Origin of the sequence: Actomonas aquatica (genome assembly GCF_019679435.2) — a bacterium.
In the GTDB taxonomy this organism is placed as follows: Bacteria; Verrucomicrobiota; Verrucomicrobiia; order Opitutales; family Opitutaceae; genus Actomonas; species Actomonas aquatica.
Genome location: NZ_CP139781.1, coordinates 2,458,085 through 2,478,571, shown reverse-complemented (window position 1 = coordinate 2,478,571; position 20,487 = coordinate 2,458,085). Strand labels below are relative to the sequence as shown.

The 20,487-nt window shown below is 62.7% G+C and carries 17 protein-coding genes and 2 tRNA genes; 13 read left to right on the top strand and 6 right to left on the bottom strand.

Features of this window, described 5'->3' with window-relative positions:
* Window positions 1–26: 26 nt before the first annotated feature.
* From K1X11_RS09780 to K1X11_RS09755, 6 genes are all read right to left on the bottom strand, one after another.
* Window positions 27–263 (bottom strand): DUF2835 domain-containing protein, encoded by a 237-nt coding sequence (locus tag K1X11_RS09780; protein ID WP_221032156.1) that lies wholly within the window; start codon window positions 261–263, stop codon window positions 27–29.
* 129 nt (window positions 264–392) lie between these two features.
* A complete protein-coding gene (locus K1X11_RS09775) occupies window positions 393–2,378 on the bottom strand; it encodes a methyl-accepting chemotaxis protein (RefSeq protein WP_221032155.1) in 1,986 nt (661 codons plus the stop codon).
* A gap of 28 nt (window positions 2,379–2,406) precedes the next feature.
* On the bottom strand, window positions 2,407–4,326 hold the full coding sequence (locus K1X11_RS09770; RefSeq protein WP_305082560.1) for a methyl-accepting chemotaxis protein: 1,920 nt from the start codon (window positions 4,324–4,326) through the stop codon (window positions 2,407–2,409).
* Window positions 4,327–4,566: 240 nt separating this feature from the next.
* Window positions 4,567–9,216 carry a 2-oxoacid:acceptor oxidoreductase family protein gene (locus tag K1X11_RS09765; RefSeq protein WP_221032154.1) on the bottom strand — a complete coding sequence of 1,550 codons (4,650 nt, stop codon included), beginning with the start codon at window positions 9,214–9,216 and terminating at the stop codon, window positions 4,567–4,569.
* A gap of 240 nt (window positions 9,217–9,456) precedes the next feature.
* Window positions 9,457–10,299, bottom strand: coding sequence for a TatD family hydrolase (locus K1X11_RS09760; protein ID WP_221032153.1), 843 nt, complete (start codon window positions 10,297–10,299; stop codon window positions 9,457–9,459).
* A gap of 31 nt (window positions 10,300–10,330) precedes the next feature.
* Window positions 10,331–10,747, bottom strand: a complete 417-nt coding sequence (locus tag K1X11_RS09755; protein WP_221032152.1) for a SufE family protein — start codon at window positions 10,745–10,747, stop codon at window positions 10,331–10,333.
* A 113-nt stretch (window positions 10,748–10,860) separates the two neighbouring features.
* Between K1X11_RS09755 and K1X11_RS09750 the strand changes: the two genes are divergently transcribed.
* The 13 genes from K1X11_RS09750 to rplL all read left to right on the top strand — a co-directional run bounded on the left by K1X11_RS09750 (window position 10,861) and on the right by rplL (window position 20,290).
* Window positions 10,861–13,542 (top strand): tetratricopeptide repeat protein, encoded by a 2,682-nt coding sequence (locus tag K1X11_RS09750; RefSeq protein WP_221032151.1) that lies wholly within the window; start codon window positions 10,861–10,863, stop codon window positions 13,540–13,542.
* Between the two features lie 36 nt (window positions 13,543–13,578).
* A complete protein-coding gene (locus K1X11_RS09745) occupies window positions 13,579–14,304 on the top strand; it encodes a MotA/TolQ/ExbB proton channel family protein (protein ID WP_221032150.1) in 726 nt (241 codons plus the stop codon).
* Entirely contained in the window at window positions 14,301–14,771 is a 471-nt protein-coding gene (locus tag K1X11_RS09740) for an ExbD/TolR family protein (RefSeq protein WP_221032149.1), read from the top strand. The genes K1X11_RS09745 and K1X11_RS09740 overlap by 4 nt, the downstream gene beginning before the upstream one ends.
* A 9-nt stretch (window positions 14,772–14,780) precedes the next feature.
* Window positions 14,781–15,554 (top strand): hypothetical protein, encoded by a 774-nt coding sequence (locus K1X11_RS09735; RefSeq protein WP_221032148.1) that lies wholly within the window; start codon window positions 14,781–14,783, stop codon window positions 15,552–15,554.
* 94 nt (window positions 15,555–15,648) lie between these two features.
* Window positions 15,649–15,724 (top strand) — tRNA-Thr (locus K1X11_RS09730).
* A 61-nt stretch (window positions 15,725–15,785) separates the two neighbouring features.
* On the top strand, window positions 15,786–16,976 hold the full coding sequence (tuf, locus tag K1X11_RS09725) for an elongation factor Tu (protein ID WP_221032147.1): 1,191 nt from the start codon (window positions 15,786–15,788) through the stop codon (window positions 16,974–16,976).
* A gap of 78 nt (window positions 16,977–17,054) precedes the next feature.
* Window positions 17,055–17,130 (top strand) — tRNA-Trp (locus K1X11_RS09720).
* A gap of 12 nt (window positions 17,131–17,142) precedes the next feature.
* Window positions 17,143–17,346, top strand: coding sequence for a preprotein translocase subunit SecE (gene secE, locus K1X11_RS09715; RefSeq protein ID WP_221032146.1), 204 nt, complete (start codon window positions 17,143–17,145; stop codon window positions 17,344–17,346).
* Window positions 17,347–17,352: 6 nt separating this feature from the next.
* Complete coding sequence (gene nusG, locus K1X11_RS09710; protein WP_221032145.1) at window positions 17,353–17,934, top strand: transcription termination/antitermination protein NusG; 582 nt, start codon at window positions 17,353–17,355, stop codon at window positions 17,932–17,934.
* A 78-nt stretch (window positions 17,935–18,012) separates the two neighbouring features.
* The gene (gene rplK / locus K1X11_RS09705) at window positions 18,013–18,438 is read left to right on the top strand and encodes a 50S ribosomal protein L11 (protein ID WP_221032144.1); all 426 of its coding nucleotides are present in this window, start codon (window positions 18,013–18,015) and stop codon (window positions 18,436–18,438) included.
* 77 nt (window positions 18,439–18,515) lie between these two features.
* Window positions 18,516–19,208 (top strand): 50S ribosomal protein L1, encoded by a 693-nt coding sequence (rplA, locus tag K1X11_RS09700; RefSeq protein WP_221032143.1) that lies wholly within the window; start codon window positions 18,516–18,518, stop codon window positions 19,206–19,208.
* 10 nt (window positions 19,209–19,218) lie between these two features.
* Window positions 19,219–19,740, top strand: coding sequence for a 50S ribosomal protein L10 (gene rplJ / locus K1X11_RS09695; protein WP_221032142.1), 522 nt, complete (start codon window positions 19,219–19,221; stop codon window positions 19,738–19,740).
* Window positions 19,741–19,906: 166 nt separating this feature from the next.
* The gene (rplL, locus tag K1X11_RS09690) at window positions 19,907–20,290 is read left to right on the top strand and encodes a 50S ribosomal protein L7/L12 (RefSeq protein ID WP_221032141.1); all 384 of its coding nucleotides are present in this window, start codon (window positions 19,907–19,909) and stop codon (window positions 20,288–20,290) included.
* Window positions 20,291–20,487: the final 197 nt, after the last annotated feature.

Sequence of the window (20,487 nt, the reverse complement as noted above, 5' to 3'; positions counted from 1 at the left end):
GAGTCGTAGGCGAAGGGCGGAGCGAGTCAGGCGGAGAATGACGCGGGGAGGCGTTGCAGGCCCACAAATTTGTGGTGTTCGTCGAAGAGCAGGCGAAAGCGGCCGTGCACGCCGTTTTCGGTCACGACCTTTTGCAAGGCGGAGGCGGGGAACTGCACCGAGCGGCCATCGTCGAGGTAGGCGATCACCTGGCGGGATTGCCCGCGGTAGTAGCGAAGGACCTCGTCGGAGGAGAAGTGAAGGGTGAACTCAAGCGCGGGCATCGGACGGCAAAAGGACGGCGGCGGCGCCGGCTATTCGTGCGGTCCGATGGGATTTCGACAACGCTATCCTGTCGCGATGTTCGCGACGGTGCGCGGGAGGCGGCAAGGCCTCGGCGGTAGAACGCCTTCTTAGAAGAGGGTGACGTCGGCCGGTGTTGCGGCGGAGGTCGCGGGCTTGGAGGTGGAGCGGTGAGGGGAGGTGCCCGAAGCCTGCGCCCGTGATTTGTTGGTGGCGCGAGCGGGCGGCGTCTCGCGGGACGGTGCGGCACGGCCTTCGACGAGGGCGACGAGAGCCCTGACGTGACGGTTGAGCAGCAAGGCTTGCTGATTGAGGGCGTCGGCGGCGGCGGAGCATTCCTCGGCGTTGGAGGCGTTGGTGCGGGTGGTGGCGTCGACTTGGCGAGCGGCGGCTTCGATGTGTTCGAGGGCCTGCGCCTGGCGAATGGTGTCGTGGTCGATGGCGGCGACAAACTTCATCACCTCGGCGGCGTGGGCTGCGATGCGTTGAAAAGCCTGTTGGGTGTGATCGACCTGGCGGGTGCCTTCGGTGACGTCGGCTTGGGAAGCTTCGATGAGCTGGCTGGAGTTGGCCGAGGCGTCGGAGGAGCGGCGGGCGAGGGAGCGCACCTCTTCGGCAACGACGGCAAAACCGGCGCCGGCTTCACCGGCGCGGGCGGCTTCGACGGCGGCATTGAGGGCGAGCAGATTGGTTTGGAAGGCGATCTCGGTGATCGATTCCATGATCTCCTGGGTGCGGTCGGAGTTGGCGGCGATATGCCGCATGGACTCGGTGAGGTGGCCAACGGTCTGGCCCGATTCGTCGATGACGGTGTGGGTCGAGCGCATGGACGCGGTGGCGGAGCGGGCGTTTTCGGCGGTGGAAGTGGTGACGTCGAGGATCTGTTCGAGGCGGCGATTGGTTTCGTCGACGAGCGCGGCTTGATCGACGGCGCTGCGGGAGAACTGCTCACTCGATTGGTGCACGGCCTGGGCGTAGCGGATCACGGACTGGGTGCCTTCGGTGATGCCCTGAGTGATCTGGCCAAGAACGGTGCGGAGGCCGCGGGCGAAGCGCAGGCTGATAACGAGACTGAGGAAAAGCGCGGCGAGGGTGACGCCCAGGGCCAAGTTGCGCTCGCGTTCGAGAGAGGCGATGCGCGTGGTGGTGTAGGTGCGCAGGTCGTCGCGCATGACTTGCAGCAATTCGTGGAGCTGAACCTTTCGTTCATCGATCCGTTCCTTCAACTCGTGTTGGGCGTAGTCGCGATCGAAGGGGAAGTCGTGCCAGACCGCTTTGGCGTCGTGCAGGGCGAGTGCAACTTGAGCTTCGATCCATTGGGAGTTGGGGGTGGCCAGGATTTCACGCAGCTGGTCGGCGATGGAAGGGGACGCTACCAGAAGGAAGTGACGGCGCAGGACTTCAGCGATGGCGACGTCGCGTTCGTAGCTGACGTAGCCGCCCGGCGGCATGTCCTCGATCTGATGCGCCCAGATGATGGTGCCGCAGTAACGCACGACGGCGGCGTAGTATTCGCTGTAGATGTTGTAGGCGGCGAGGCGGAGGTTGAGGTCCCGGTCACTCGTTTCGTGGAGCATGGCGGGGAAGACACTCGATAGGGCGGCGCGGAAACGGACGGGGGTAGCGGTCAGGTCGTTGTATTGGAAAGTGCCCTGCAGATCAGCGTGGCTCGCCTCCATCGCGGCGTAGCTCGCGGCGATGTCGTTGAGGGCCTGATTGAACGTGGTGCCGAAGGCCTCGGTATCGATTTGGGTGAGTTGCAGTTTGGTATTTTCGTAGCTGGCAGCCATCGCCTCCATGGCCTGTTCGTAGCGTTGCTGGGTGGCGGCAACGACAATGGCGCCGTTGTTTTCGACGGCTTCCGGGGTAAACGCCCAGAGCGACTCGACCGCGATCTCGTGTTGTTCGTTTACCTGAGAGAACAGCTCCGCGATGGTCACGGCGTCGCGGAACGTGCGAAACTCATGGATGGCCCGCAGGTGTTGCCAAACTTGCAACCCGCTGAAGCCCAGGGCACAGAGCGCGGGCAGGGCCACAATCGCGAGGAGACGACGACTGAGGGCACCGGTGCGGAGTTTGGTCGAGGGGCTGGGCACGATGGGGTGAGTGGCCGGGCAGACTGCCTTAAAATAGGGTCACGTCGGCGACGGCAGGAGACTTTACGGGCATGGCGGGACGGCTGGGGGGGCGGGGGCGAGACGACTTGACCGTGGGGGCAACGTCAGGGGAGGAGCCCGCTGGCGACGGGTGGTGGCTCGTGCCATAGACGAGTTGAGACAAGTCCTGCACGTAACGCTCGAGGGTGTGGGCCTGTCGGTTGAGGGCGGTGGCAGCCTCGGCGCATTCGGTCGCGTATTGGGCGTTGTTACGCGTGGTATCGTCGACTTGACGGGCGGCGGCTTCGATGTGCTCGAGGGCCTGCGCCTGGCGAATGGTGTCGCTGTCGATGGCCGCGACGAAGCGCATGACCTCCTGGGCGTGACGGGCGACGTTTTCGAAGGCCTGATTGGTGCCGGCGACAAACTCGTGCCCGGTGTGGATGTTGCGGCGGGAGTTTTCGATGAGCTGGCTGGAATCGGCGGAGGCGGAGGAGGAGCGGTGGGCGAGGTTGCGCACTTCGTCGGCGACGACCGCAAAGCCGGCTCCGGCCTCGCCAGCGCGGGCGGCTTCGACGGCGGCGTTGAGAGCGAGCAGGTTGGTTTGGAAGGCAATTTCGGAGATGGCTTCCATGATCTGCTGCGAGCGCTCGCTGCTGGTGGATATCTCGTCCATGGCGACGTTGAGCTGGTCGACGGTCGCTTTGCTGGAATCAATGACGTCGTTGGTGGAGCGCATCGAGGTCGTGGCAGAGCGAGCGTTCTCGGCGGTGGACGTCGTGACCTCCAAAATCTGTTCGAGACGGGTGTTGGTCTCTTCGACGAGGGCGGCTTGGTCGGCCGCGCTGCGGGAGAAGTTTTCGCTGGAGCGTTGCACGTCGCGGGCGGTGGTGAAGACGTGATGGGCGCTTTCGGTGATGCCGCGGGTGATGGCCTTGAGGGTGCTGCGCAAGCGGTGGGCGAGGCGGAAGCTGATCACGATGGTGATGAGCGCGGCGAACAGGGTGGTGGCGCCGGCGGTGAGGCTTTCACGCCGTAGCAAGGCGATGTGCTCCTGGGTGTGCTCGGCGATTTCCTGTCGTAGCCGGTGCAAAATCGTGCCGAGTTCGACGGAGCGTCCTTCCGCGCGGCTTTTGAAGTGTTCGGTCACGGCGGCGTCGGAGGGGAAGTCGAACCACTGCATGCGCTCGGCGTGCTGGAAGGACTTGATTTGCTGTTCGACCCATCGGTTGTCGGGCCGGTTCAGGATCGTATCGAGCTCGGCGAGCACGGGTGACGGGGCGAGGAGCCGGAATTGTTTCAGCAGCAACTCACTGGCCAGGATGTTGGCCTCATACCCGGCGTAGCCGCCGGGAGGGAGTTCGGCGACTTGGTGCGCCCAAATGAGCGTGCCGACGTATTGGACGACGCTGGCGTGGTAGTCGGTGTAGAGGTTGTAAGCGTTGAGGAGCTGGATGAGGTCTTTGTCATCCGTTTCATTCAGCAGAGCGGGAAAGACGCGCTGAATGCCGGTGCGCAGCTCCACGTAGGGGGCGATCAGACGGAAGTAGTTGGTCTCTTCGCCGAGGTGCTGACGGTGGGTCGACAGGTTTTGATAGTAGCCTGCGATGTCTTCGATGATCGGGTGCAGCGCCGGGTCGCGGTAGCGGTTGTCGAGGGCTTCGTGGATGGCCTGGACTTCGGCGTAGAGAGTATCGACCTGTTCTGCGGTGCGGCGATGGTCGGCCTTGGCTTGGTCGACTACGGTTTGGCCATTCTCGGCCACGGCGGTGCCGCTGTAGGCCCAAGTGAGAGCCAGCTCGGCGTTATTGGCCTCATTAAACTCAGCCATGGCGTCGGCGAGTGCCATCACCTCGGCGAAGTGTTCAAAGGCCAGGAGTTTTTGATAACGTTCCCAGGCAAATACGGCGCCAAAGATGAGGGCACAGCACAGAGGTATCGTGACCAACAGCAGGAGCTGGCGGCCGAGAGGCTTAAATCGCGGACGTGGTGAGGGTAATGACATCTGGAGCGCTGGCCTCATGATCGGCACAGTTCTGAACCGGATTGAGCGCGCTACTTGGTTGCATACGGCGGGGAGCGAGGAATACGTAGGCGCTAAAGTATTGTTATATAGCGCAATACAAAAAAGGCACCGCCGGTGGCGGTGCCTCGAGAGGGTTGGGAATGAGTGATAGTCCCCAGTAAATCAGGCCTCTACTTCCAGCAGGGCGCGGCCCTTGGCCTTCAGGTCCTCGATGCTGATCTCGCCTTTGTCGACCTTGGCGAGGAGCTCCTTCTGAGCGAGGTAGTCCTTGTTCACGATGCCGGCGTGGGACTGGAGCATGCGCCAGGCTTTGCGACGCTCCACGCAGAAGAGGACCATCTGGCGGGTCATCTTCATGAAGACGTGCTTCCCGTTGCCGGCGTCGAGCTTGAGGTAGACGCCGAAGTCGGGGATGTAGGCGCGGGAGGCCGGGTCGTTGTAGCGTCGGTAGACGACATCCTGCTGGGTCACGCGGAGGAGGACGTCCTCGAGGTGTTCCATGTGCTCCACCTCGTCGGCGCTGGCCTTCTTGATGTGCTGGCGGAAACGCGCCTCGGTGCAGGCCCAATGGGCGATGGTGTAGGCGTATTTCTCGTCGGTGTCGGAGTAGGTCAGCGTGGTCCAGTCGCGGTCGGGGTTCTTGTTACCCTTGAGCGAGAGGGCTTCGGCGTAGGACTCGCCGAGACGCGGGTCGAAGACGAACTCGGGCAAGCAGCGGGACTCGCGGGCGCGTTCGGCCTGCTTGGTGGCCATGTTGTCGGCGACGCCGTGTTCCGGTTGGCAGGTGGTGTAGGCCTGGAAGAAGGCGACACCGCGATACTCGAGGGCCGAGATCATCGACTGGTAGAGCTTGGCGGAGTCGGCCATGGAGACCTGGGCGAGGAAGGGCGAGCCGTGGCCGTTGAGGAAACACTCGGCGATGTTCTTCATCTCGCTGAGCTTACCTTGGGAGGCGGCACCGGCCTGATTCATGTCGAAACCACCGGTCATGGGCGAGTGGTCGGAGTTTTGACCACCGGTGTTGGAATACACCTGAGTGTCGAGCATGAGCAGCTTCACGTTGGGGCGATTCTGGAGAATCACCTTGGAGACGTTTTGGAAGCCGATGTCGCCCATGCCACCGTCGCCACCCACGCACCACACCTTGGGCAGCTCCTTGATTTCCTGGTCGGTCATCAGGGCGTCGGTGAAGTGGGTGTAGTTGAAGTAGGAGGCCTGATCGAGCTCGTCGCCGGCGAAGAGGTGATCGATGAGACGCTCCGGAATGACGGAACGGCGAGCGTTGTCGGTGATGAAGGTCTCGCCCATCATCCAGGTGATGGTGGCACCATCCTGGAAGAGGGAGTTGAGCCACGGGTAGGGGTGCGGGTTGTTGGGCGGCGTGGAACCGTAGACGGTGTTGCAGCCGGTGTGGGCACCCATGGCCATGACGGACATGCCGTTGGAGAGGCGGCCGTCGATGGTCTGCATAATCTTGTGGTTGAAGGCCTCCTGCTTGATCACGGCGCAGATGGCGTTGACGGCCTCCTGGTCGGAGATCTCACCGCGGGCGGCGAGGCGAGCGTCGGTGTCCTTATCGGTGTCACCGCCGAGGCCCATGACGATATGGGCGACCATGCGTTTCCAGGTGGCGTAGGAGGTCGGGTTCTCGGCCTTGAGCTTCTCGAGGGCGGTGGTGCCTTCGCGCTTCAGCTTGCCGAACTTCTCGGTGAGGCGGTCGGCCTTGGCGTGGAAGATCGGGCGCATGTAGGCCTCGGTCACCGAGGCGAGCGAGTGGAGGACGGGTTTTTCACCGCAGCCGGCGCAGGCGCCGTCGCCGGAGACGAGGGCATCGTAGTTGCGGTTGACCATCATGTGGTTCCGCAGGGCGGCGGGGCGGGATTGTTCCGGGGCCGCGTCGTTGTAGAGACCGAGGTATTTTTGGTCGGTGTCGGGGAGGAGGCGGAGGAACTCGGTGGCCGAGAGGAGCTCGGCGTTGTATTCCTCGGTGTCCTCGATCATGCGCAGGGCGTCGTGATCGCCGCACTCTTCGACGCAGAGGCCGCAGCCTTTGCAGAGGTCGGAGACGAAGATCGAGAAGATGCCACCGGCGCCCTTTTCCTTGCGTTCCTTGGAGAGGAACACGGCGGGGACCTTGAGGTAGGAGAGCGGCAGGATGTTGAGGATGCCGTCGAGTTCGAGGGCGGCGTCGGCGGAGATGGACGGCGTAGATCGCACGATGTTCATCACCAGCTCGCGGACGGTTTCACCTTCCTTGGCCTTGGCGTTGGCGAGCATCTGCTCGCGGATGGCGCCGTCGATGTCGGGGATGGCGGCGTGGATGGCGGCGCGTTGCTCGGCATCGGTGACGTAGTTGTCGACCGCGGTGTTGAGGATGGTCTGCAGGTCCTGCGCGGTGTTGGGCAGGGCGGTGTCGGGGCAGGAGGTGATACACTCCATGCACTGCGTGCAGTTCTCGGCGAAGTATTTGGGGGTCTCGCGGCGGGCGCCGTATTTGGAGGCGGTGGCACCGGAGCCGGCGGCCATCACGCCGACGGCGGCGAGAGGGGAGGCGGGCTGGTTGTAGCCGAGGCCGGCGCGGAATTCCGCGTCGAAGGTCTCGGTCTTATACATGGGCAGACCCTCGGCCTGTTCCTCGGACGGGGTGCAGCCGCAGCGGCCACCGCAGTCGGAGTTCGTCGGCAGGAGGAGCTCACCGCGCATGGAAGAGGTGTCGGGGGCATCGATCGGGCCGTAGGGCACGAGTTGGATGCGTTCACCGCCGGCGGTCATGACGGTCATGTTGGACTCGATGACGGCCTCGCCGAACTTGCCGAATTTCTTCTGGTATTGGGCGCGGACGAGGTCGCGGAACAGTTCCTCGGAGATGCCGAATTGCTCGAGCAACGGGGATACCTTGAAGAAGGCACCGAGGAAGGAGTTGCCCTGCATGCGAAGCTGCAGGTCAGGGCGGTTGGTGGCGGCCTTGGCGATGTCGAAGCCGGGGAGGATGTAGACCTTGATCTGCTTTTCGATGATCTCCTGGCGGTATTTGGCCGGGATACGGGTCCAGGCTTTTTCCGGCGTCTCAGATGACTCCCAGATGAAGGCGCCACCCTCGACCAGACCCTCGAGCGGGTTGATGTGGGTGAAGGCCTTGGGGTCGCAGCAGAGCACGACGTTGACGTGCTTGAGGTCGCAGTTGACGCGCACGCGTTCGGGCGCGGCGGTGAGGAAGTAGGAGGTGGGCGAACCCTTCTTTTCGGAGCCGTATTTCGGGTTGGCCGAAACGTGGATGACCTCCTGAGGGTTGCCGTTGGCGTCGGTCACGTTGTCGCGCTCGGCGACGTGGGTGCCGAGGTCACCGATGATCTCTGCGAGGTTCTTGCCGGTGGTGATCATGCCCCAGCCACCGATGGAGTGGAGGCGGACAGCGACGGCCTTGTCGGGGAGGAGGGAAGGCGTCTCGTCGGCGCAGACGGAATAGGGATGGTCGACGCCGAGGTTGAAGAACGTGTAACCCTGCGCGGCGGTGTGACCGTCCTGGCGGGCGCGGCCCTCGGCGACAAATTCGTAGGCGCCGATGACGTGCTCGGGACGGAAGTCGCGGGAGCCCATGCCGTAGCAACCGGAGAAGTTACGCGGCACTTCGTGCTGCTCGATGACCGGCAGACCCTTGCGGTGCGGGAAGCCCGGATGGATGTAGGCTTTGGTGAGGGCGGCGCGAACCTCGCGAGCGAGGGGGTTGTCGCCGGCGAGCGGCTCGTCGGTGCGCTCGAGAATGATGACCGACTTCTTGCCCTTGAGGGCGTTGACGACGGCGGCCTGCGGGAAGGGGCGCAGCACGTTGACGTGCACGGAGCCGACCTTGGCGCCGCGGGTGGCGCGCAGGTGATCGACGGCGGCCTCGATGTTCTCGGCGGCGGAGCCGAGGGTGACGAAGGTGACTTCGGCGTCGTCGTTCTTGTATTCGGAGACGAGACCATAGTTGCGGCCGGTGAGGGCGGCCCAGTCGTGGTAGGCGTCCTCGAGCATGCCGAGGATGGGCTCAACGAAGTTGTTTCGGCGGGCGACCACACCGTTCATGTAGTGCTCCTGATTCTGGACGGGGCCGATCAGGGCGGGATTGGTGAGGTCGATGACCTTGGGGATGCGGCGACGGGTCGGGCCGAAGAGGGTCTTCTGGGCCTCGGTCGGGCACTCGATGATGTCGTCCGGCGAGCCGAGGTATTCGCGGAGGAGCTCGGACTCGTGCTTGAGGAAGGTGCGCTCGAGGTGGGAGGTCAGGAAGCCGTCCTGGATGTTCATGCCCGGGGTGAGGGCCTGCTCGGTGACGCGACGGAGAATGATGGCTTGGTCGGCGGCCTGCTGGGCGTCTTTGGCGAACAGCATGATCCAGCCGGTATCGAGAGCGGCGTAGATGTCGTCATGGCCGCAATGCACGTTGAGGGCGTGCTTGGTGAGGGCGCGCGCGGCGACCTCGAGGACCATGGTGGAGAGCTTGCCCGGCGCGTGGTAGTATTGCTCGATGCCGTAGACGATGCCCTGGCCGGAGGTGAAGTTGACGACGCGTTTGCCGGTGACGCTGGTCGCGATGGCGCCACCCTGAGCGGCGTGCTCGCCTTCGCACTCGATGGCGAGGGTGGGGCGACCCCAGACGTTGAGCTGACCCTTGGCCCGCGCGAACTCATACATTTCGCCCATCTCGGTGGACGGCGTGATCGGATAAAAGATACCCGCGTCAGTGATGCGCGCCTCGGTGTAGGACGAGACCAGCTGGTTTCCGTTGGTGGTGATGCGGATGCCGGGGTATTTGGGTTTTGATGCGACCATAGTAGTAATGGAAAAAGGGCCGGGATGCGCGGTGTGAGTGTCACCCTGGCAATTGGAGGGAAATCTGACCTAAAAGAACGGACTGAGGCCAAAATCGGCACAGCGCCCCAGTGACGATCGGACGTCAGGGGAGCGTTAATATGGAGGTCGGATATGGCGGTCGCCAAGGTCCGAATGAGTCACAGTCACGCGACGCTTGGCGGATGATCCGCGTTTTTTGGTGGCGCCTCCGAATCGGGCCTAGAGTGCAAGAAATAGGCGGTGGTAATTTGCTGAAATCTGCGCAGTCAGGTCGGGCAGGGGGTGGTCGCGGAGTTGGGCCAGATGGGCGTAGGCGGCGACAAGATTGGCGGGGTGGTTGAGTGGCCGGCTGCCGGCGGTGGGCGAGGGCAGGAGGTAGGGCGGCTCCGGCGGCGGGGTCGCCGGGGCGTCGGTTTCGACGAGGAGGCGGTCGCGTGGCACGGATCGGAAGGCGGCGTGAGTCTTGGCGCGACGCGGATCGATGAAGGAGGTGTTGTAAGAAAAGTAGGCCCCGAGCTCGGCGAAAGCAGGCACCATGTCGGCAGAGCCTCCGTAGGCGTGGAGCAGGAAGCCGCGGGCGGGGAGCGGAGAGGAGCGCAGGATCTCGAGGAGCGGACCCCAGGCTTGGAGGCAGTGGATGGTGGCGGGCCGGTCGTGGGCGGCGGCCCAGCGGAGTTGCCAGGTAAAGACCTCCACCTGCTCCGCATAGGGGGCGCGCACGACGTCCTGCAGGAGGGGGTGATCGGGGCGCGCGGAGTCGGTCATCCAACGATCGATGCCGATCTCGCCGACGGGCGAGCGTGGTGACGCGGAGAGTTGGCGGGTGAATTTGTCCTGCCAGTCGGAGGGGCGTTGGCCGACGTCCCAGGGGTGAATGCCGTAGCTGGGCAGGACCCAGTCGTAACGATCGGCGAGCGCGTTGACGTCGGCCCAGTCGTCGTCGGGGTGGGTGCCGTTGACGACGGCGCCGGCGAGGCCGATGGCCTGCAGGTCGTCGAGGATGGCGTCGAAGTGTGGGGTGAGTTCGGCGAAGTGGAGGTGGTTGTGAGCGTCGAACAGCACGGGAGGGGCAGGGGCTGGGCGGGCTGGCGAACTACGCGGCGGCGAAGGCGACGGCGTGTTGGCGGATGCGTTGGGCGACGGCGCGCAGGCCGTTTTGGCGGGTGCCGGAGAGGTCGCGCCAGAGGCCGAGGGCTTCGATGACGCTGATCTCGGCGCGGGCAACCTCGGCGGGGGGCAGGCCCTCGCAGCACTCGCAGATGAGGTGAACGAGCCCTTTGACCATGGGGGAGTCGCAATCGGTGGTGAAGTGGCAGGTGTCGTCGCGGAGCTCGGCGCGCAGCCAAACGCGGGAGGTGCAGCCGGGCACGAGATGCTCGGCGATGCGTTCGCTCTCGGAAAAGGGCGGGAGCGTGCGGGCGGTGTCGACGATTGCGCCGAGGCGTTCCTGTTTGTTTTCGATCAGGGCGTAGGCTTCGACGACGGACTGTTGGCGTTGGGCGACGGTCATGCGGAGGGCTTCCAAGAGGACGCATGGGGCGGGTTGGTGCAAACACGGAGCGCGCCGCGGACTTGCGTCAGATGGAGCGGCTTCGCACTTTGCCCGGAATGCGAGTGTGTCGCGTGAATTTCTGGCCCCTGGGAATGCTGCTGTGGATGGCGGCTGTTACGGGTGTGTGTGCCCAGGAGCAGTCGGCTCTGGCGGTGGATGGCGTGGGGCAGGTGCCGCTGATGGCGGGGGCGGGGCCGCGCGAGGATGTGGCGACGTCGCTGACGCGCGAAGCGGCGGCGCGGCGGGCCATGCAAATGGGTTTTCCGCATGTCGCGGCGGGGATTTTGGAGCAATTGGTGGCGGAGGGGGGAGCAACGGCGCGGCAGGATGAGCTGCGGTTGGAGTGGACGTTGGCTTTGCTCGAAGCGGATGATGTGGCGGGCGCGGCGGCGGCTTTATCGGGAGTGAGTGATGTGAACACGCCGCGGGTGCGTTTGCGGCGGGCTTTGATCGAGTTGGTGCGCGGGCAGACGGATGCGGCGGAGGACGTGTTGGGTGGATTCACCCCGGATCGGTTGCCGCCGAGGGAGCGGGCTTGGTTTCATTACGCGGTGGGGGCGGTGGCGGACGCGGCCGGCGAAACGCAGGCGGCGCGGCAGGCTTATCGGGCGGCAATTCAGGTGGCGACTTCGGGCTTGCAGCGGGCGCGGTTTGAGTTGGCGGATTTGCGTTCGTCGTGGCGGGTGGCGGAGCCGACGGAAGGTCAGTTGGTGAACCTTCGCCGCGGCATGGAAGAATATGCGGGCGAGCAGATCGGCTACGATATGGCCAAGCGCTATGCGGCGGTGCTGGCGGCGTTGGGAAGGGAGCCGGAGGCGATTGATTTTCTGCAAAATCAGCTGCTGGCGTTGCCGGCGGCGGAGCGCGTGCAGCAGGATGATTTTCGCCTGTTGTTCGGGTTGATCGCGGGGCCGGAGGATGAGCGCGGGCGACTGCGTCTTGAGCAGGTGGTGCGCGAAGGCGTGGATCGACAGAAGCAACGCATTGCCTTGCGCCTGTTGGCGGTCGGCGCGCGGAGCGAGGCGGAGCAAGCGGCGCTGCGGTCGACTCTGGGCGAGTTGTTGAATCGGGCGGCGGAATCGGGTCAGACGCACCCGATCGAGCAGGATTTGTTGCTCTTCAGGGCGCAGTTGGCAGGGACGGCGGAGGAGGCAACGCGGGATGCGTTGATGCTGTTGGAGCGTTATCCGGCCTCGGATCTACGGCCCAGTGCCCTCGGCGTGCTGGTGACGGCGGCGTGGGAGGAACGGCGCTATCGGGCGGCGGCGGGCTATGCGGCTCAGGCGCGGCGGGAGTTACCGTTGGGGGATGGTGAAGTGCGCGCGCAATTGGCGGTGTTGCAGGCTGAGGCCTTTTTCCGGGCCCGTGACTATCGCAGTGCGGCCGACGCCTACGCGGCGGCGCTGGATGAGTTGCCGGCCGGAGTGGCGCCAGGGGATATGATTTTCCAGGAAGTCCTGGCGCGCATTCTTGACCAGCAGCTCACAGAAGCGGGGGAGCGCATCGATTTACTGAAGGAGGATGTGCGATTCGACGTGCAGAATCGTTGGCAGGCGGAGTGGAAACTGGCTCGGGCGTTGCAGGCGAACGGGCGGGTGGTGGAGGCCTATCGCCGGGTGAACGAATTGATGCGAGGGGACGCGGTGGCGGTCGGCGCGTTGCCGGAAGCGTTGGCGGTGCGATTGGCGTGGTTGCAGGTGCGGTTGGCGTTGGAAGCGGGCGAGTGGCAGAGGGCCCTGGACCTGGCGCCGGCATTGCGGGCACGAGTGGCTGGGGTGGCGGAGGAGCTTCGGCACGAAATCGAGTCCTCGCTGCGGCTTTTGGAGGCGGAGGCGTATTTTGGGCTCGATCGGCATGACGAGGCTCTCGCGATGCTGCAGGCGCTCCGCAGTGAAGCACCGAACACGCTCGCAGCGGTCTATTCCTTCATCGAAGAGGCCAATGTGCAGGCGAGTCGTGGCCAGCTGGTGGCGGCGCAGCGTTTGCTTACGGAGCTGGTGGAGAAGCATCCGCAGCATCGTTATGCGCCGTTTGCGCTGTATCAGTCGGCGTTGGTTGCCGAGGGGCGGCGTGAAGATAGCTTTTTGGAGGAGGCGATCACGAAGATCGAGGAGCTCGTGACGCGTTATCCGGATGACGATCTGGTGTTTTACGCGCGCTTCAAACAGGGGGACCTGTTGCGGAAGCTCAATCAATGGGAGCCAGCGCGGCAGGTATATGAGCTGATTATCAATCAGTTCCCGAATCACGCCGATGTATGGTCGGCGCAATTGGCCCTGGCCGATACGCTGAGCGCGCAGGCAGGTTTGTCGGAGCCAGCGCTGCGTGAGAGTGCCGGTGCGATTTACGAGCGGTTGCGGGACTTGCCGACGGCGGCGGTGCCGTTGCGGGTGGAAGCGGGGTTTAAGGCGGGTGGAGTCCTGCAGCAAAACGGTGCCTTGGACCGGGCGGCGGAGACGTGGTGGCAGGTAGTAAATCAGTTTTTGGTCGAACCCAGCGAAGCTGGTCGGGAGCCGGGGGAGGAACTCGGCGTGAAGGGGCGTTACTGGTTGGTGCGGCTGTTGGCACAGCTCGGTCAGGTGCTGGAGTCGCAGGAGCGGGTGGCGGAAGCGCGCAAGGCCTATGAACTGATCATCGCGGCGGGGCTGCCCCAAGGCTTCTGGGCGCGGCGACAGTTGGAGCGGTTGGGCGGGGTAGTTGCGGTGCCGGAATCTGAGGGGGAGGCGGTCGGTAGCGGACCGTCGGGCGGTTGACGGCACGGGGCCGAGACTCTCTAACAGCGACGACTCATGGGTGATTTCGAATTCAGTCTCTTGGCACAGGGCGGACCAATGATGTTGGTATTGCTGGTCATGGCCGTAGCAGCGGTGGTGTTATTCGCTGAGCGCACGCTCTATCTGCATCGTGGCCAGATCCGTTCCACGGCCTTTGTCGACGGCATTAAGAACATTCTCGAGAAGAGACGGGTGATGGAGGCCTTGACGGTATGTGAGGAAACCCCCGGGCCGGTCGCAGCGGTGGTGAAATCGGCGCTGTTGCACGTGCATGATGATGAAGCGAAGATGCGGTTTGCGGTGCAGGAGGCTGGCATCGTCGAGATCCCGGCCTTGGAGCGTCGCTTGGGCTCGATCGCGGCGATCGCGCAGATCGCGCCGTTGGTGGGGCTGCTGGGCACGGCGCTGGGCATGGCGACCACCTTTTATGCGTTTATGAGCGGCGGAGCGGAGTATGCGACCGCGCGGGCGCTGGCGGACGGGATGTGGCAGGCTCTGCTGGTGACGATCGGTAGTCTGACTTTGGCGATCCCGGCTCATTTGGGTTACCATTTTCTCAGCGGTCGAGTGCGGGCGATCGTGCGTGATGTAGAGTGGGCGGGAAATGAGATCATGCGCTACCTTTTGGTCGACTATCGGCGCGGAGTGTTGGCGGACCAGGGTCGAGAGGCCGGGGTGGTTGAGCGGCGGCAGCCGGCGGCGGAATCGGACCCCTTGAAGGAGGAAGGCGAATCGTCGTGATCACCCGCCCATTGGATCTGGCGTCCAAGTTGCGTCCGCCGCCACGGAGTATGGATACGGTGTTTTATGCCAACCTCGTCTTGTTGGGGCTGTTCTTCGCGTTGTTTGGGTCCCGTTTTGTGATTTCCCCGAGTATGGAGCTGGGAAGCGGTAACTTCGCCTTGCCCGTAGCGGAGAATCCGGCGGTGACCGGAGCGAGTTCTACCGCTGTGATCAGTGTGCTGGGGGCGGATATGGTGTTCACGGCGGATGGACGGATGACCTACGGCGAATTGAGCCTCTGGCTGCCGACTCAAGTTGCCCGGGGCGGCGAGCAGGAATCGCGTTTGCTGGTGCGGGCAGACGCCCGAGTGGCAGCGCAGGATTTGGTGCGGCTGTCTGATATGGCCCGGGCGGCTGGTTTTTCCGGGGTGCAGCTGGCGTTGGAGAACCCGCGTGACGTGCTGCAGGTGCAGCCCAATCCCTAAGCGCGAATCATGCGGGGTGACGGCAAAACGTTTCCGTGGGTGTGGGCGGCGCTGCTCGCCGGAGGGGGCCTGCTCGGGGCGCTTAATCTGATCAATTGGCGAGGACCTGAGCTGGAGTCGACAGAGAGGTCCACGCGTCGGAACGAGACTGAGGTCAACCTGACGCCGTGGGCGGAGCAACTTGGGGCGGATGAAAGTGCCTCCGCACTGGAGTTGTCGCTCAACGATCCGACGCCGTTGTTCTTGCCGACCCCTTATAACAGTGGGCGGGTGGAAATGGATATGACCGCAGAGCGTTCGCCCGGCATCGCGTTCGACGTGATCGGGTCCAAACTTGTGTTTCCGGAGAGTGGTAATCAGTTGGCGGTGCCGGATGTCGTCCATCTGGATGCGGAACCACTTCAGGTTTTGGAGAATCTCGCTCCACGCGTTGTCCTCGCTGAATTGCCGCGGGAGGCGTTCGCGGTCGACCCGTTGGCGGGACGCCAGGCGATTCTTGAGGTGCGGCGGGTTTTGGACGGGAAGGTGATGTGGGAGGAGATTATTCCGGTGCAGTCCGAGGGCGTGCAGGATGGGATCGCTCCACTGGACCTGTTGGTTTTGGTGAATGAGGCGGGGATGGTCACCAGTCGTGGCGCGGTGGAGCTGGCGGCCAGTGGAGGAGGAGCGCCGTTGTTGGACCAGCAACCTGTTAATCTTTCCGCCCTCTCGAAGTTGCTGCGTGTAAGTCAGTTTGAGGGGCGTTTGGCCGCCGGAATCTACCGCATTTCGCTAGGTCCATGAGACTTAGAGAAATGTTTAAAATTGCAGTTGACGGTGATTTTCCGGCTCTCCACGTTCGGCACTCTTTTCTCGTCTTTTGACGAAGTCTCGTGTCGCCCAGATAGCTCAGTTGGTAGAGCACACCCTTGGTAAGGGTGAGGTCGCCAGTTCGACTCTGGTTCTGGGCTCCATGAAACAATCGTCGTTAGAACATTCTCCTCACATCTAGAATAACAATCGTCTCCAACCCAAATGGCTAAAGGCACATTCGAGCGCACCAAACCGCACGTCAACGTCGGCACCATCGGCCACGTCGACCACGGCAAAACCACCACCACCACGGCTATCCTGAAGGTTCAGGCCGACAAGGGGTTGGCGGAATTCAAGTCCTACGCGGACATCGCGAAGGGCGGCACCGTGCGTGACGCGTCCAAGATCGTGACCATCTCCGTCGCCCACGTGGAGTATGAGACCGCCAATCGTCACTACGCTCACGTCGACTGCCCCGGCCACGCCGACTTCGTGAAGAACATGATCACGGGTGCTGCCCAGATGGACGGCGCCATCCTCGTGGTTTCCGCTGCTGACGGCCCGATGCCGCAGACTCGCGAGCACATCCTCCTCGCCCGCCAGGTTGGCGTGCCGAAGATCGTGGTTTGGCTGAACAAGGTCGACCTCATCGACGACGAGGAGCTCCTCGAGCTCGTCGAGATGGAAATCCGTGAGCTTCTCTCGAAGTATCAGTTCGACGGCGACAATGCCCAGATCGTCCGTGGTTCTGCCACCGCCGCCCTCGAGGGCAAGCCGGGTGGTGCTGAGGCCATCGGTAATCTGATGGATGCCATCGACGCTGAGATCCCGGAGCCGGCTCGCGAGACCGACAAGCCCTTCCTCATGTCTGTTGAAGACGTCTTCTCGATCACGGGTCGCGGCACCGTTGCCACCGGTCGTATCGAGCGCGGTATCATCAAGCTCAACGAGCAGGTTGAAATCGTTGGTATTAAGGACACTGCCACCACCGTCGTGACCGGTATCGAAATGTTCCGCAAGCTGCTCGACAGCGGCCAGGCTGGTGACAACGTCGGCCTCCTCCTCCGTGGTGTCGATAAGGACTCCATCGAGCGCGGTCAGGTCATCGCGGCCATGAAGTCCATCACCCCGCACAAGAAGGCCAAGGCCGAGATCTACGTGCTGGGCAAGGATGAAGGCGGCCGTCACACCCCGTTCTTCAACGGCTACCGTCCGCAGTTCTACTTCCGCACGACCGACGTCACTGGCGTCATCACCCTCCCCGAGGGTGTCGAGATGGTCATGCCGGGTGACAATGTCTCCGTCGACATCGAGCTGATCTGCCCGATCGCCATGGAGAAGACCCAGCGCTTCGCCATCCGCGAAGGCGGTCGCACCATCGGTGCCGGTCGTATCGTCGAGATCACTGAATAATCGCTTTCAGTCGTTTTACCGACCGCCGAGGCCTCGCATAGGGGCCTCGGCTGCGTCGTCTGAGAATTACTTTCCTAAAGGCGTGTAGCTCAATTGGTAGAGTAGCGGTCTCCAAAACCGTCGGTTGGGGGTTCGAGTCCCTCCGCGCCTGCCACTTTTAAGTCTGATGAAAAACCCGTTCCGCAGCACCCGTATCTTCGTCGGTGAAATGATTGGTGAGCTTCAAAAAGCTTCCTGGCCGACTCGCACCGAACTTCGCGACTCCACCATCGTCGTGATCGTTGCCGCGGTTATCCTCGGTGTTTTCACCAGCATCAGCGATTTCGCGCTGTATCAAGTCGTCGACCTGCTCACCTCCTGGGTGAGCTAATCCCTCATGTCCGAGTCCACCAGCACCGCCCCCGCCAGCGCGCAATGGTTCGCGCTTCACACTCTCTCCGGTCAGGAGGGCAAGGTGAAGACTTACATTGAGAAGTTCAAAAAGGCGGAAGAACTCGACGACTACATCTTCGAAGTGCTGCTCCCGACCGAGGTTGTTTCCGAGGTCAAGAACGGCAAGAAGAGCACGAAGACCCGTAAGCTCTACCCGGGCTATGTCTTCATCAACATGCGCCTCTACGGCGAGGATAAGAAGCTGATCAACAAGCCTTGGTATTTTGTGAAGGAGACCACGGGCGTGATCGGTTTTGTCGGCGGGGAAAGCCCTGCGGCCCTGCGTCAATCCGAGGTGGATGAAATTCGTGCCCGTATCGAGGCCGCCAGCGGCAAAGAAGTGCCGAAGGTGGCTTATGAGGTGGGCGAAAACGTCAAGATCACCGACGGCGCCTTTGCCAACCTGACTGGGCGCATCGACGAGATCGATCCGGAGCGCGGCAAGCTCAAGATCTCCGTTTCCATTTTCGGCCGGTTTACGCCGGTCGAGCTCGAATACTGGCAGGTGGAACGCATTACCGAGTAACGCGACGCCTCTTTCTCACCGCCGACGTTCAGCAAGTCCCACCAACGTCACTCAACACCCGCCAATTCATTCACCTCCATGGCTAAGAAGATTCAAGGTTACATCCGTCTCCAGCTCCCCGCTGGTGCCGCCAATCCCTCTCCTCCTGTCGGTCCCGCTCTCGGTGCCCAAGGCGTCAACATTATGGCGTTCTGTAAGGAGTTTAACGCCAAGACCAAGGATCAGAACGGTATGATCCTGCCGGTGGTTATCACCGTCTATACCGACAAGTCCTTCACGTTCATCCTCAAGTCCCCTCCCGCCGCGGTGCTGCTCAAGAAGGCCGCCAACATCGCTTCCGGTTCGGCCAAGCCTAACCTCGACAAGGTCGGCAAGGTTACCCGCAAGCAGCTCGAGGAGATCTACGAGCTCAAGAAGAAGGACCTCAACGCCACCAACGTTGAAGCCGGTATTTTGGTCATCGCTGGCACGGCCCGCAGCATGGGCATCGAGGTCATCGACTGATCCTCATCCTTTTCACCCACAACCCACTCATCGCGGGAGTCCGATTTCCCGGACGTCTGCACCGCAAGGAGTCCTAAATGGAAAAACACAGCAAACGATACCGCTCCGCCGCTTCCAGCACCGATCTGAAGCAGGAGTATGCCCTCGTTGACGCCGTCAAGGTGTTGACGAATTTCCCCAAGGCCAAGTTCGACGAAACCGTCGAGCTTTCCTTCCGCCTCACTGTCGATCCGACCCAAGGCGATCAAATGGTGCGCGGCACCACGCCGTTGCCGCACGGTTCCGGCAAGACGGTCCGCGTGCTCGTTTTCACCGCCGATGCCGACGCCGCTCTCGCTGCTGGCGCCGACCACGCCGGTCTCGACGACGTGATGAACAAGATCAAGGAAGGCTGGCTTGAATTCGACGTCGCTATCGCCACGCCGGAAGCGATGAAGTCCGTGCGCACGATCGCCCGTGTCCTCGGTCCGAAGGGCCTCATGCCCAACCCGAAGAGCGGCACGGTGACCGACGACATCGAAGGCGCCATTAAGGCCGTGAAGGCCGGTCGCGTTGAGTTCAAAATGGACAAGACCGCCAACATTGGCGTCGGCATCGGCAAGCGTTCTTTCACCAACGAGCAGATCGTTGAGAACGCCAAGGCCGTGATTGAAGCCATTGGCAAGGCCCGCCCCTCCGCGGTGAAGGGTCTCTACATCAAGAACGTCTCCATTTCGGCTTCCATGAGCCCGGGCGTTCGTATCGCCAGCACCGAATACAACCAATTCTGAGGACCCGGAAATGAGACTCGCTAAAAAATACCTTATCGACGAGGTCGAGACGCACCTCAAGAAGTCCGACTGGGTCATCCTCGCTGACTACAGTGGCATCACGGTCGAGGAGACTGCTGAGCTGCGTGAAAAACTCTCCGCCGACGGCGCCGAGTTCCACGTGGTCAAGAACAGCTCGTTCCGCGTCGCCGCCAAGTCCCTCGGTCTGCCCGAAGTCGACGATGTTTTGAGTGGCCCGACTGCCATCATTGTGGGCGGTAAAAACTCCCCGGGGGCGGCTAAGACCGTCACGGCCTTCTTCAAGGATAAGAAGAAGGTTGAGGTTAAGTCGGCCATCCTCGGCGACAAGGTCATCACCGCCGACGATGTTAAGGCGCTCGCCGAACTTCCGTCCCTCGACGCCCTCCGCGCACAGCTGCTTGGTCTGCTCAATCAGCCCGGCACCATGTTTGTCCGCCTCCTCAATGCTCCTGCGCAAAATCTGGCCAACGTGCTTCAGGCCAAGGTTCGCGAAGAGGGCGGCGAAGAGTAAGTTCCATCCTCCAAATCTTTTAATCCAACCCTTTTCAACAGCGCACGGGCCTCTAGCCAGGTGCGCCTGATGAAAGCCCAAAAATCAACAGCACCGGAATAGGAGATACGTCTCTTAAACGCGCCTCCGGTTTGAGGCCGCTATTCAGGAGCAGGAGATTCATATCATGAGCGACATCACCAAAGACCAAGTCATCGAGTGGCTTTCCGGCCAGTCCGTTCTCGAAATCGCCGGCCTCGTCAAGGACCTCGAGGAGAAGTGGGGCGTTTCCGCCGCTGCTCCCGTAGCCGTTGCCGCCGCCCCGGCTGCCGCCGCTGCCGCTGCTCCCGCCGAGGAGAAGACCGAGTTCGACGTGATTCTGGCCGCCGCTGGCGACAAGAAGATCAACGTCATCAAGGAAGTCCGCGGCATCACCGGCCTCGGCCTCAAGGAAGCCAAGGACCTCGTCGAAGGCGCCCCGAAGCCCGTCAAGGAAGGCGCTTCGAAGGAAGAAGCCGAAGAGATCAAGAAGAAGCTCGAGGCCGCTGGCGCCAAGGTCGAGCTCAAGTAAGGCACCTGCCGCTTGTCTCATTCCGACGAAAATCGTCCGTTTACTTCGGGACAGGCCGTGTTTGGACGCGGCCTGTCCTTTGCCTTTTCTCGTTCCGTTCTTTTTACGCCAGTTTCGCTTCAATCGGACCGCAACCGCTGCGCGGTCGTTGAGGCTTGAGGTGGGGCTTACGTAAAGCCGCCACCACCACATTCTCC